Origin of the sequence: Paraburkholderia sp. JPY465, from assembly GCF_050436725.1 — a bacterium.
Lineage (GTDB): Bacteria > Pseudomonadota > Gammaproteobacteria > Burkholderiales > Burkholderiaceae > Paraburkholderia > Paraburkholderia youngii.
This window is the reverse complement of sequence record NZ_JBNDMT010000007.1, coordinates 270343-283114: the sequence shown is the minus strand read 5'-3', so window position 1 is coordinate 283114 and position 12772 is coordinate 270343. Positions and strand designations below refer to the sequence as shown.

10 protein-coding genes and 5 pseudogenes are annotated in these 12772 nt (G+C 60.6%); 6 read left to right on the top strand and 9 right to left on the bottom strand.

Annotated features, from left to right (window positions below):
* Positions 1-11: 11 nt before the first annotated feature.
* On the bottom strand, positions 12-1277 hold the full coding sequence (locus QFZ94_RS41940; protein ID WP_429463916.1) for an IS256 family transposase: 1266 nt from the start codon (positions 1275-1277) through the stop codon (positions 12-14).
* Positions 1278-1359: 82 nt separating this feature from the next.
* Positions 1360-2169, bottom strand: a pseudogene (locus QFZ94_RS41935) (LacI family DNA-binding transcriptional regulator); the annotation flags it as partial.
* Positions 2170-2319: 150 nt separating this feature from the next.
* On the opposite strand from QFZ94_RS41935, the gene QFZ94_RS41930 reads away from it, so the two are divergent.
* The 3 genes and pseudogenes from QFZ94_RS41930 (at position 2320) to QFZ94_RS41920 (ending at position 5549) form a co-directional block, all read left to right on the top strand.
* A complete protein-coding gene (locus QFZ94_RS41930; RefSeq protein ID WP_429463914.1) occupies positions 2320-3315 on the top strand; it encodes an IS5 family transposase in 996 nt (331 codons plus the stop codon).
* 383 nt (positions 3316-3698) lie between these two features.
* Positions 3699-4157: pseudogene (locus QFZ94_RS41925) on the top strand (IS5 family transposase); the annotation flags it as partial.
* A 125-nt stretch (positions 4158-4282) separates the two neighbouring features.
* Positions 4283-5549 (top strand): annotated as a pseudogene (locus tag QFZ94_RS41920) (IS256 family transposase).
* Here QFZ94_RS41920 and QFZ94_RS41915 read toward each other — a convergent pair.
* From QFZ94_RS41915 to QFZ94_RS41895, 5 genes are all read right to left on the bottom strand, one after another.
* The gene (locus tag QFZ94_RS41915; protein WP_429463912.1) at positions 5491-6315 is read right to left on the bottom strand and encodes a recombinase family protein; all 825 of its coding nucleotides are present in this window, start codon (positions 6313-6315) and stop codon (positions 5491-5493) included. The pseudogene QFZ94_RS41920 and the gene QFZ94_RS41915 overlap by 59 nt on opposite strands.
* Before the next feature lie 72 nt (positions 6316-6387).
* The gene (locus tag QFZ94_RS41910; RefSeq protein WP_429463886.1) at positions 6388-6588 is read right to left on the bottom strand and encodes a hypothetical protein; all 201 of its coding nucleotides are present in this window, start codon (positions 6586-6588) and stop codon (positions 6388-6390) included.
* 2 nt (positions 6589-6590) lie between these two features.
* Entirely contained in the window at positions 6591-8450 is a 1860-nt protein-coding gene (locus QFZ94_RS41905; protein WP_429463910.1) for a recombinase family protein, read from the bottom strand.
* A 372-nt stretch (positions 8451-8822) separates the two neighbouring features.
* Positions 8823-9203, bottom strand: coding sequence for a recombinase family protein (locus QFZ94_RS41900; protein WP_429463908.1), 381 nt, complete (start codon positions 9201-9203; stop codon positions 8823-8825).
* On the bottom strand, positions 9181-9378 hold the full coding sequence (locus QFZ94_RS41895; protein ID WP_429463906.1) for a hypothetical protein: 198 nt from the start codon (positions 9376-9378) through the stop codon (positions 9181-9183). The genes QFZ94_RS41900 and QFZ94_RS41895 overlap by 23 nt, the downstream gene beginning before the upstream one ends.
* A gap of 300 nt (positions 9379-9678) precedes the next feature.
* On the opposite strand from QFZ94_RS41895, the gene tnpB reads away from it, so the two are divergent.
* From tnpB to QFZ94_RS41880, 3 genes and pseudogenes are all read left to right on the top strand, one after another.
* Positions 9679-9897: an IS66 family insertion sequence element accessory protein TnpB gene (gene tnpB / locus QFZ94_RS41890; protein ID WP_429463904.1), complete on the top strand. Its 219-nt coding sequence runs from the start codon at positions 9679-9681 to the stop codon at positions 9895-9897.
* Between the two features lie 51 nt (positions 9898-9948).
* A complete protein-coding gene (gene tnpC / locus QFZ94_RS41885) occupies positions 9949-11538 on the top strand; it encodes an IS66 family transposase (RefSeq protein ID WP_429463901.1) in 1590 nt (529 codons plus the stop codon).
* 57 nt (positions 11539-11595) lie between these two features.
* Positions 11596-12000, top strand: a pseudogene (locus QFZ94_RS41880) (transposase); the annotation flags it as partial.
* 54 nt (positions 12001-12054) lie between these two features.
* Here QFZ94_RS41880 and QFZ94_RS41875 read toward each other — a convergent pair.
* Positions 12055-12546 (bottom strand): annotated as a pseudogene (locus QFZ94_RS41875) (IS6 family transposase); the annotation flags it as partial.
* A 43-nt stretch (positions 12547-12589) separates the two neighbouring features.
* The gene (locus QFZ94_RS41870) at positions 12590-12718 is read right to left on the bottom strand and encodes a hypothetical protein (RefSeq protein ID WP_260186049.1); all 129 of its coding nucleotides are present in this window, start codon (positions 12716-12718) and stop codon (positions 12590-12592) included.
* Positions 12719-12772 lie beyond the last annotated feature (54 nt).

Sequence of the window (12772 nt, the reverse complement as noted above, 5' to 3'; positions counted from 1 at the left end):
TCTCGGCGTAATCAGGCGGCTAGCGATTGCTGAGCCGGTGTGCTGTCGGTCACCGGTTCTCCATCCTTGAACGTCATCCCGTCAAGCATCGAAGTGAGCTTTTCCGGGGCGCGGATGCGCCGCCACGATTCTTCGGCCGACTCGATCAGCTTGAACGCCAGCCCGAGGAACGTCGCGCGCGATACACAGTTGCGCGTGCGTTTCGTGCGATGGCGCACCGTCGCAAAGGTCGATTCAATCGGGTTCGTGGTGCGCAGATGCTGCCAGTGTTCAGCCGGGAAATCGTAAAACGCGAGCAGCTCGTCACGATCTTCCGTCAGCTTTTCGGCGACCTTCGGGTACTTTGCCGAGTACGCGTCGACGAAGTGATTGAATGCGGCCAGTGCATCAGCGCGCGTGGCCGCCATCCAGATGTCCTGCATCGCCTTCTTGCCTCGAGCCTGCTGCGATTTCGGCAGCGCATTGAGCACGTTACCCATCTTGTGAAACCAGCAGCGCTGATGCTTCGTCTGCGGGAACACTTCCTCCATCGCGGCCCAGAATCCCATCGCGCCATCGCCGCAGGCCAGCAGTGGCCCCGACGGCAGGCCGCGCTTCTTCAGATCGAGCAGCAGTTCGCTCCACGATGCCTTCGATTCCCGGTAGCCGTCACCGATGGCCACACGTTCCTTCGTCCCGTCCGGTTTGACGCCAACGATCACCAGCAGGCACTGGCCGTCGGAATCGTCGCTGCGCACACCGGTGTGAATGCCGTCGGCCCACCAGTAGACCCAGCGCGCCGACGACAGCTCACGCCGATTCCACTGCTCATGCTCATCGGCCCATTGGGCCTTCAGCCGGCTCACGACGTTCGGCGACATGCCGCTGACCTGGCCGCCCAGCATGATGCCCATAGCTTCGCTCATGTCGCCCGTCGAGATGCCTCGCAGGTACAGCCACGGCAGCGCTGCCGACACGCGCGCGGACTTGCGCACGTACGGCGGCACGATCGTCGAATTGAACCGGATGCCCGAGCCCGAACGATCCCGCACCTTCGGCACCTGAACCGTCACCGGACCGATCGCTGTGACGACCTCGCGCTCGGGCAGGTAGCCGTTGCGCACCACGGCACGCCGGCCGTCGATCGACTTCACGTTGCTGTACTGTTCGAGCATGGTCGCCAGTTCCACCTCGACTGCCTGCTGAATGATCTGCCGCGCGCCTTGCTGGATCAGCTCATCTAGCACGCTTTTCGTTTGCGCTTTACTGCTGTTCGATTCTTGCGTAATCTTCTTCATGGTGGTCGGGTCCGGCCTTCTCGGGTTCGCTGGTTGTGCCTTTGACAAGCAACATTCTCGCTAGACCGCCACCGCCTTCTCAAATTCCCGCCGCTCCCGCTGTACACCAGATTCGACAATAGCTCCTGCCGACCACGTTGCCGCGCTTGAGTGCGTTCAGTACGGCACGATGGCAACGGTCTGGGTCATCCAGCGTTTCCATCTCTTCGTGTTCGCAGACGAGGTGCGGAAACGACTCGACCAGCGTCGCGCGGCATCCGCTGATCCGGTCGACGTGCGCGCGGTAGTCCTTGTGCGAGCAAAGCAGCAGCACGCGACCGGGCTGCGTCGCGAGCCGTCCTACGAAATACCCAGCCGTGCGGCCTGCGCTTGCATTGTCGATACCGGCGTAATGCAAACGGCCGATGTCGGCGATATCGGTCACCATCGTGACCGCGGGGACGCCCTGGGCGATCACTGCGCGCAGCGCATCGCGCACCGCGGGTGTGTCGTGCGTCGTGACGATCAGCCCGGCACGCTTGTGATTCGGTCGAAGGATCGCATGCGTGATGACTTCGTCGTCGGCCTCCGGAACGATTTGCCGATGCAGGACGATTCTCCGATCGAGCATTTGCATCGACCGTTGCAGCGCGAGATTAATCCGCTGAAAGAGGGGCGTGTCGTTGCGCGGGATCAGCACGTCGATATGCAGGAGTCCGTGCCTTGGATTGGGCAGCACGCGAGGCACGCCGAGTTCGCGTGCGGCCGCCACAACGCGTGCCCGCATCGCGGCGGACACGCTGCCCCGTTCGTTCAGCACGCGGTCCACCGTTGCGGGGCTCACGCCAGCGGCTTCGGCGATATCGAGGAAGCGGGGCCCGCGCTTGCGGCGTGGTGAGGTTGGGTTTTGCATGACCCTGTATCCATGTTTTGCGTGTATGGCTGCGCTGTCGCAGCGTCCGGCCTTTGCTCATTGCAGCATGTCGGCTTTGTCCGGATGGGGGTATTGCAAAGATGCTGCGGGTTGTGTAGAAGCGCAACATCATGAAGCCAGCGTTGAATAATGCCATATAAAGCCAGACTAAAGACGGGTGAACCGCGCAAGCGCAAGAAGCCGGGGTACCGGGTGACGAACGCGCGGGCGTATAACCAGAGCCTGAGAAAGGGCGGCATGATCAGCCTGTATGTGCCGGGCGGCGATCTGAAGGCGCAGCTTATCAACGCAAAGATCCGTACGCCGGGCGTGTCGGGGCGTGAGCCGACCTACACCACGGCGTACATCGAGCTGATCTTTACCTTCTACCGGCTGTTCGGTTGGGGGATGGGGCAGATCACCGGCTATATGGAGGACTACTGGGAGACTCGCGGGCTGGACATCCCGGTGCCCAGCGCCAGTCAGCTGGGCGAACGGTTCGCTTCACTGGAGGTGAGCGTCACGCAGCGTTGCGAACAGCTGGCCCGACGTCTCGCGCGCGGCGGGACGATCAGTCTCATGGTCGACAGCACGGGATTGAGCTTTGGGCGGGCGAGCCAGTGGTACGAGGCAAAGTACGCCCAGAAGGCCGCGCGCACGCCGTGGCGCAAGATGCATCTGTCGATCGACGCTGACATGAACGTACACGCGATCCGCATCACCACTACAGAAGTATCGGACAGCGAACGAATGGACGCCGTGCTGCCCGCTGACGTGCCGATGGATCGGGTGATTGTCGATGGCGCGTACTACAGCATCGAGCGTACCGAAGCGCTTTCAGGCGCGGGCGTGACGCCCGTCATCCCACCGCCAGCTCACGCTGTCGTACACGGCGAGGAGCGAACCCGCCGGCATGACCGGATCGTCAGATACATCGAGGACAAAGGCATCTATGCATTTCACAAGAAATACGGCTACGGTGTGCGCTCGCTGGTCGAGGCACAGATCTCGCGCATCAAGCGCTGCATCGGCGAGCGCCTGCTGACGCAGGGGCTTGCGTCGCAGGAAGGTGAAGGCGTAATCATCGCCAACCTGCTGAACCGGTGGAACGCCTTCGGCAAACCGGTTTGCGTCAAAAATGCATAGTCGCGTCCATAGCACGGGAACTTGTACCCATCCGGACAAAGCGCGTTGCGCAGCAGGTACTGGAATGCTCCTTTTTCAACTGCCTTGGAACGGCCACGCGATTGCCGGCCATCTCGCGCTTACAGGACGATTGACGATATTTCATCAACGTTTCCGTTGATCCGACCGAGCCCGGCGCTTAACTTCGGGGTCGTGCCGTTGGCGATAACCGATCGATACGGAGTCAGGATGGCGCAACGACTGCTGGGGTTCGCCTTCGCTGGAAGAAGCATCTTCGCGGGCGGATCGCAAAAATAAACCGTTTAGGGCAATGCTGATCAAGTCCACCGTTCACGACTGTCACGCGTTATAGCGTGAGGATGCAACGGCGAAAGCGAAAAACGATGAAGCAACTGACACTGGCGATGGCTGTCGATCAATGCGCGGGATTCGGGCCGCAGCGCAAACCTACGCGACGCGAAGCGTTTCTCGATGAAATGAACACGATCGTGCCATAGGCGCAGCTGTGCGCAGTGGTGGAGCCGTTTTATCCGAAACGCGGCAATGGTCGCCCGCCGATTGCGCTGGAGCGCATGTTGCGGATTCACTTTGTGCAGCACTGGTTCAATCTTGCCGACCTTGCATGCGAAGAGGCGCTGTACGACAGCCTCAGCCTGCGCCGTTTCGTTGGCATTGACCTTGGCAGCGAAACGGTTCCGGACGCTACCACGCTGCTCAAATTCCGGCATCTGCTGGAAGAGCACAAGCTGGGCGAGCGGATCTTCGCGGAAGTGGGCGCGGTGCTGCAGGCGCGGGGGGCAAAGCTCAAGAGCGGCACGATTGTCGACGCCACGCTGATCGGGGAGCTATTGTCGAATCTGGTGTACAGCGGGAGCGGCGGGAATTTGAGAAGGCGGTGGCGGTCTAGCGAGAATGTTGCTTGTCAAAGGCACAACCAGCGAACCCGAGAAGGCCGGACCCGACCACCATGAAGAAGATTACGCAAGAATCGAACAGCAGTAAAGCGCAAACGAAAAGCGTGCTAGATGAGCTGATCCAGCAAGGCGCGCGGCAGATCATTCAGCAGGCAGTCGAGGTGGAACTGGCGACCATGCTCGAACAGTACAGCAACGTGAAGTCGATCGACGGCCGGCGTGCCGTGGTGCGCAACGGCTACCTGCCCGAGCGCGAGGTCGTCACAGCGATCGGTCCGGTGACGGTTCAGGTGCCGAAGGTGCGGGATCGTTCGGGCTCGGGCATCCGGTTCAATTCGACGATCGTGCCGCCGTACGTGCGCAAGTCCGCGCGCGTGTCGGCAGCGCTGCCGTGGCTGTACCTGCGAGGCATCTCGACGGGCGACATGAGCGAAGCTATGGGCATCATGCTGGGCGGCCAGGTCAGCGGCATGTCGCCGAACGTCGTGAGCCGGCTGAAGGCCCAATGGGCCGATGAGCATGAGCAGTGGAATCGGCGTGAGCTGTCGTCGGCGCGCTGGGTCTACTGGTGGGCCGACGGCATTCACACCGGTGTGCGCAGCGACGATTCCGACGGCCAGTGCCTGCTGGTGATCATTGGCGTCAAACCGGACGGGACGAAGGAACGTGTGGCCATCGGTGACGGCTACCGGGAATCGAAGGCATCGTGGAGCGAACTGCTGCTCGATCTGAAGAAGCGCGGCCTGCCGTCGGGGCCACTGCTGGCCTGCGGCGATGGCGCGATGGGATTCTGGGCCGCGATGGAGGAAGTGTTCCCGCAGACGAAGCATCAGCGCTGCTGATTTCACAAGATGGGTAACGTGCTCAATGCGCTGCCGAAATCCGCAGCAGGCTCGAGGCAAGAAGGCGATGCAGGACATCTGGATGGCGGCCACGCGCGCTGATGCACTGGCCGCATTCAATCACTTCGTCGACGCGTACTCGGCAAAGTACCCGAAGGTCGCCGAAAAGCTGACGGAAGATCGTGACGAGCTGCTCGCGTTTTACGATTTCCCGGCTGAACACTGGCAGCATCTGCGCACCACGAACCCGATTGAATCGACCTTTGCGACGGTGCGCCATCGCACGAAACGCACGCGCAACTGTGTATCGCGCGCGACGTTCCTCGGGCTGGCGTTCAAGCTGATCGAGTCGGCCGAAGAATCGTGGCGGCGCATCCGCGCCCCGGAAAAGCTCACTTCGATGCTTGACGGGATGACGTTCAAGGATGGAGAACCGGTGACCGACAGCACACCGGCTCAGCAATCGCTAGCCGCCTGATTACGCCGAGACCGCATACACCAGATTTGACTTTAACTCCTTTGTCGATACGTATTCCGCCGATTCCGATACAGCGGAATGCTCCGACATGTGCTTCGTCGCCACGGCAGTAATAGCGATGCGCGTGGCCGGCTCTCATGCCGTAGTTGACTCGCATCATTCGGCCGCACCGGCCACATCGCGCCAGGCCAGTAAGCAATGCCCGCCCACCACGAGCAGATCGACGGGAAGCCCGCTTCTTCATGTGTGTGTTCTCGGCAATCATCCTCTGATGCTCCTCGAACTGATCCCACGTGATGTACCCTGGGTGATGATCGCGCAACAGGACGCTCCAGTCCTTCATTGGCTTGGAGTGGCCTTCAGTCTTACGAGCCCGTCCGTCGACGACCGCGGTGCGCTGGGTCGTCCTTCCAAACACATACGCCCCAGCATAAACCGGATGCTCCAGGATCTGGACGACCGTGTGATATGCAGGCCTGCTCCATTCGATCCGGATGCCCGCGGGGCCGTGCCGTGTCACCGGCAGTTTCACGTCGGATTGTATGGCCCATAGCAGCACCTGACGGGCACTGCCGAGTTCGCGAAACTTACGGAAGAGCACCCGGATGGACTCGGCAACCCGTTCGTCTGGATCGATCTCGATCTGCCCAAGCTCGTTCCAGCAGTAGCCCGGAGGTAGCGCAAAGCGCAATTCGCCACGCTGGGCCTTCGAATCACGCGCGGCAATGCCACGCTGCCGCAGCAGACTGAGTTCGTACTCCGACATCGTGCCTTTGAGTCCAAGCAGGAGCCGATCGTTGACCAGCCTGGGGTCATACGATCAGTCATGTTGATGCCCTCATCTGTTTGCTCGCGGGGCGATAACGAGATGGTCCCGCACCCCTGATTTGAGTTCCTGCAGTGCAGCGATGCTCTCTGCGGTGTCCGGAAACAGGAACCGCTTGTCGTGCGGGTCGCGCTCTGCCTTGATGACGCCGCTGTGAATGCGCCGCTTGACCCACGAGGTCGAAACCTGCAAGCATTGTGCAACATCGGCCATCGTCAACCAGCCAGAGATGTGGCGAGCACGCATTGATCTGGCATCGTGCAGCACACGGTGCCGCTGTCGGATGACCGTACCGTACTGGCTGGCACATGGCTGCATCGTGCCGAGTGGTGTCCCTCCTGAGTCAGTATTGCGGCGATCGTGGCATCGTCGATGCCTTGCCGCGCGAGTTCCAGCAGGCGAGCCAGCATTTCGGCGCCCCGGGAGAGCGCCGACACGGCATGCACCCGGGGTTCGACCTCCAGTTCGGAGACTTCTCCGCCTCTCCAGACAACCCGGATTGTGATGCGGTCACGCGTGACCCGATGCAGGACCACTTTATCAATAAGGGAGCGCAGCATGGCCTTCTTGCTCTCGCGACTAACTTGCGGTCGCTGCCAGATTTCCGGTAACTGGACGCCGAGCGCGAGAAAGTCATTTTGCTCTTCATCACTCAGGGCCTCCGGCTTACACGCCTCCGCCTGACGACGGGCGAACGAGTCCTCCGCCTGCCGCAGTTCGCGCAGCGCCGCCTCCCATCTTCGCTCGAGCTCGGCTGCGATCAGGCGGTTATCGGGGTCGACCCGATTGTATTGGCGCTCGGCCAGGAGCGCCTGATAGCGTAGCCGTTCGACCTGCTGCGCCTCAGCCCGGTTGGCGGCGTCACGGGTCTGTTGTCTCGCATCTTTTGCACGGGCCCAGTTTTCGAGCTCGGCCGGTCCTATTGCCGCGAGAAAGGCCTCTACGACCCGCGCATCGATCAAATCAGCGGGGAGGTGCTGGCATAACGAACCGCCCTGGCTGCGCAGCAGATAGTTACAGACGTAGCTGTTGGCGTTCTTGTACTGCACCGCCATCTTGTGGCCACACTGTCCGCACCAGACGATGCCCTGAAGTACGGCCGCGCCATCGCGGGGCACCCCACGTGTCTGGTTTCGCTGGTATTCCGCATGGTTATCGCGCAGCATGGCCTGGACCCTCTCGAAACCGTCCCATTCGAGATACATAGGATAACGGTCTTTCAACACGATTTTCCATTCTGACATAGGACAGCGCTCCGTAATCAGCTTGCCGTTGGCATAAGTCGAATGGCAGGATCGGGTGCGGCCGTAGACGAAGGCACCCGCGTAGGCAGGATTCTTCAGGGTCGCCGTGAGCATACCGGCCGTTGGTGCGCGCCATACGACGTCACCAAACCGGTCACGCCGCGGCAAGGTTAAGGCATGGTCCCGGAAGCGGCGCATCACTTTGCCAACCGACCCAAGATCCAGAAACGTCGTAAAGATCAGGGATACGCGATCTTGCACCTCCTGGTTTGGATCTTTATGCACTATGCCGTTGGTGTCACGCTCGAATCCTGCAGGTAGCAGCAACGCAAGTTCACCACGCTTAGCCTTGTTCAGCAATCCGGCCGTCAGACGGCCGCGAAGTGTGTGTAGCTCGACCTCGGAAATCGTGCCCTTCAAACCCAGCAACAGGCGTCCGTTCGCAGAACCAGGATCGTATACGCCATCGCGGTCGCCGATAAGACATTGACGAAATCCGCACAGATCCAGCAAGGGATACCAGTCCGTGCAGTTACGCGCAAGCCGGGTCACCTCGTAGGAGAGGATGATGCCGACCTCGCCCAGGGTCACGCGGGCAATAACATCCTTGAAGCCCTCACGATGCGAGAGCGTCGAACCACTCAGCCCAAGATCGACGTCGATCACCTCGATGTTCGCCTCCTCCCAACCGAGGTCGCTTGCGCGCTGACGCAATGCGTACTGCAATCGCAGACTTTCCTGATTGGTCACTACCTGGTTCGGTGTGGACTGCCGGATATAGATCATGGCCTTACGGCAAAGATGTTGGGCTGTGACGAGTTCCGATGTCATGGCCTCTCCTTCGGAGAATAAACCAGATCATTGGCTTTCTGATCCTCGTTTATTATCAAGCAGTCCTTATTAGAATTCCAGGTTGATATTTGCGTTTCTGGCGATCCGAATTCTCTGCCTATGCGAACCAGCTCCCGGATGCTATCGGTCGATAGTTTGCTCGATGGTAGACGTGGAGACGCCGGATGGAGGGACGTCGCCACTACCGGAATCTTTAACAGGATGTCGTTGCGATAAGCGACAGTGACTTGCCCCGATGCACCGACCGTGCTCGCTGGCGCCACTACAGCAAACGTACGGCCATACAGTGGATGGGCATGATCAGTGACGGTGACCTGCTCCGACCGCCCAGTTAGCAGTCGAACAGGGGTATCAAGGTGTGTCCTCGTAAATACCGTCGTGATCAACGACGACCGTGCCGACCAGCGCGCAAAGATCAATGAGATGGTGCCAATCGCGGCCGTTGCGCGCAAGTCGTGAAGCCTCGAGACAGAACACGGCGCCGACGGATCCTGCACACACTGACGCGACCAGCTTCTGGAACCCGGGACGTTCGATACTGCCGGAGCCCGAACGTCCAAGGTCATCGTCGATCGTCGTCACTGAAGCAAAGCCCATGGTTCGTGCAGATTGAGCGAGCGCGTACTGACGATTCTGGCTCTCCGTGTGCTCCACCACCTGGCTCATGGTTGATTGACGGACGTAGACCACCGCGCCTCGGCAGAGATGTTCAGCGGAGATCTTCTGGTTCATCGCGATCTCCTGGGTCGGTTATGTTCGCCGGCTTGCCCAGCGCTTCCAGCAGAAGTGCTGCGAGCGCGTCGATCACTTCCTCCCGTCGATTCCCCACTATGGCTGCGTCGAAGGTGGGATCTAGGTGCAGTTCCAGCGGAAGCTGTGCGCCGGGTTCTCTTTGCAGTCGTCTCATCGGAATGGCCCTCCGTTGACAGAGGCTTCGATGATCCTCCTGCGGCGGAGTGGCGCTTCCGATCAGACAGGACGCGGCACAAGAAGGCCAGCGCCTCGGCGCTCACCTGCGGTTCGCCAAGCGACATCGCCGAGCATATCGACGCATCGAGCATCCAGGCTGGCAGTTCGCGGGAGATCTGTTGCGGGACGTCGAGGTGAACCATCTGATTCCCGCGGCGCCCAGTGCGGCGGACCAGCCTGTATTCCTGGCCGTAGGCGGGGTGCCAGCGGTATGCGATCACCACAATTTGCGATCGGTATGTTGAATGTCGTGTGGTTTGGCGATCTGCTTAAAGTGCTGTGGTGGAGCGGCGATGGCATGTGCCTGCTGATGAAGCGACTTGAGAAGGGACGTTTCGCATGGCCCCGTGCCGACTCCGGTGTTGTTGCGCTGACAACGGCGCAACTTGCCCTTCTTCTCGAAGGGTTTGATTGGCGCGAGCCGGTCGATGCGGCTCGCCCGCGCAGCGCTTTGTAAACGTCTGTTACCCGATGATCCAGGCGCAGCAGATGGTCGTAAACTGCAGCAATGGACCTGATCGATGCCGGCCTGCCCGACGACATTGATGCGCTGAAGGCGCTGGTGCGCATGCATGCTGCGTCGGCCCAGGCAAACGCCCAGCGGGTCGCAGAACTGCAGGATCAGCTCAGCTCTCGCGCGCTCGAGATTGAACATCTGAAGCTGACGATCGCAAAGCTGCGCCGCATGCAATTCGGCCGTAGGTCCGAGAAGCTGGAGCGTCAGATCGAGCAGCTTGAGTTGCGACTTGAGGATCTGCAGACCGACGAAGGTGCGGCCGCTCAGGCTGACGCCAGGAAGGCGCAGCAACGTCGCGAGAGTCCCCGCCGCAAATCATTGCCCGGTCACCTTGAGCGGGAAGAACGCCTACATCTGCCCCTCGATGAGCACTGCCCAGGATGCGGCGGCCCGCTCAAACCTCTGGGCGAAGACGTGTCCGAGCAGCTCGAATACGTGCGCGCACACTTCCGCGTCATCCATCATCGCCGTCCCAGATTCGCCTGTTCGTGTTGCGACTGCATCGTGCAGGCCGCAGCACCGAGCCGGCCAATCGATCGTGGCCTTCCAAGGCGGGCGCTGCTCGCACATATCGCGACATCGAAGTTCGCGTACCACATCCCGTTCTACCGGCAGTCTGTCATGTACGCGCGCGACGGCGTCGAGATCGAACCGGGCACCATGGGCCACTGGCTGGGCAGCGTGACATGGCTGCTCAGCCCGCTGGTCGACGCAGTGCGCCGCCACGCGCTTGGCGGCGCCAAGGTTCACGGTGACGACACGCCGCTGCCGGTACTCGCGCCGGGCAATGGCAGGACGAAGACCGGCCGGCTCTGGGTGTATGTGCGCGATGACCGGCCCAGTGGTTCCGCCGAGGCTCCTGCGGTCTGGTTTGCCTATACACCGGATCGTCGCGGCGAACACCCACAGCGGCATCTTGCCAACTTCAAGGGCGTGCTTCAGGCAGACGCGTTCGCCGGCTATGCGGAGCTGTACGTGGGCGATCAGATTCAGGAGGCAGCATGCATGGCCCATGCACGTCGGAAGCTGCACGATCTGCACGCTGTCCGGCCATCGCCGATCACTGGCGAAGCACTGAAGCGTATCGGCGCACTCTATCGCATCGAAGAGCACATACGGGGCAAGCCACCCGAAGAGCGACGGCGTATCCGCCAGGCACAAGCCGCTCAGCTGCTTGACGACATGAAGCAGTGGTTCGAGGCGACGCTTCTCACGCTCTCCGCGAAATCGGACACCACCAAAGCGATCCAATACTCGTTGAATCGCTGGCCTGCACTGGTCTATTACTGCAGCGATGGTCAGGCCGAGATCGACAATCTGATCGCCGAGCGGGCGCTAAGAGGCGTGGCAATCGGGAGACGGAATTTTTTATTTGCCGGCGCAGACTCAGGCGGGGAACGCGCAGCCGCGATGTACAGCCTGATTGGTTCTGCCCGCCTGAACGGAATTGATCCAGAAGCCTACCTGCATTACGTCATCGAACGCATTGCCGACCACTCGGTGAACCGGATCGACGAACTATTACCCTGGAACGTTGCTCCTCTGTTGCCCGCCTCAGCACATATCGATCCCGTTCGCTAGCAGTCGAGCTCCGCGCGCGTCAACGTCAATCGTGACGGTACTGATCGAATGCTTACAAAGGTATTGGCACATCGCGTGGCGATCACGCTGGAAGCGATCCATGCGGTCGAGGCGCTTGAAGAGGCATTCGCGAAATACGGCCAGCCTGAAATCGTCAACACCGACCAGGGCAGTCAGTTCACGGCGACCGCTTTCACCAACGCGGTTCTGGGTCGCGGCATCAAACTATCCATGGACGGCAAGGGAGCCTGGCGCGACAACGTGTTCGTCGAACGAGTGTGGCGAAGCGTCAAGTATGAGGAGGTGTATCTGAAGGCATATGAGTCGGTCAGCCACGCCCGGCGCTCAATCGGCGATTACATCAATCTGTACAACCAGAGACGACCTCATTCGAGTCTGGAAGACCGCACGCCGGATGAGGCATACTTCGCGACACTGCCTGCGATCAAATCGGCAGCATGAACGCCCCGGTGGTTCCACTTAAAAATCTCGGGACCCTGCCCGAACAAGCGGCGCCACCTCTATCGGCACCTCCCGCGGGGCGTTGATCGCCCGCAAGGCAGCCAGATTCGATCCGCTCTTGTCGATCGTCACGGTCTCGGGTTCGCCATTCTGGTCGATTGCCTTGTCGAAATAGGCCCGGGCCGCAGCCTTATCCCGTGGGGCTCGCAGCAGAAAATCAACGGTGTTGCCTGCCTTGTCGACAGCCCGATAGAGATACCGCCACTCACCCCTGATGCGAATGTAGGTCTCGTCCATCCTCCAACTCTTGCCGACCGTCCGTTTGCGCCGTCGAAACGCCTTCTCGAGGACCGGCAACAGTTTGAGTGCCCAACGATGAACGGTCGAATGATCGACCGCAATCCCGCGCTCGGCCATCATCTGTTCAAGATGGCGCAGGCTCAGCGGATAAGCCACGTACCACCGAACGCACAGCAACATCACGTCCAGCGGGTAATGCAAGCGTTTGAGTACTTTTCCCACACCCGGACTCAGCTTCTCGGTCATCGATTACGTCACGCATTAAGGCCCGTCAGCATAGCAGACCGACTTATTGCGACAGATCCCAACGCAGCGCCACCTCTTTCAACGCTACGCCTTCGATGCGCATCTTCACCGCGCGGCGACGGCGTTCATTCAGTGCCGCCATCGGCAAGGTTCGGGAGTCGATTTTTTCCATACCACCTCCGACCAAGTGTTGCGCCCAAAGTTTCAATATTTTATTGCCGGATCA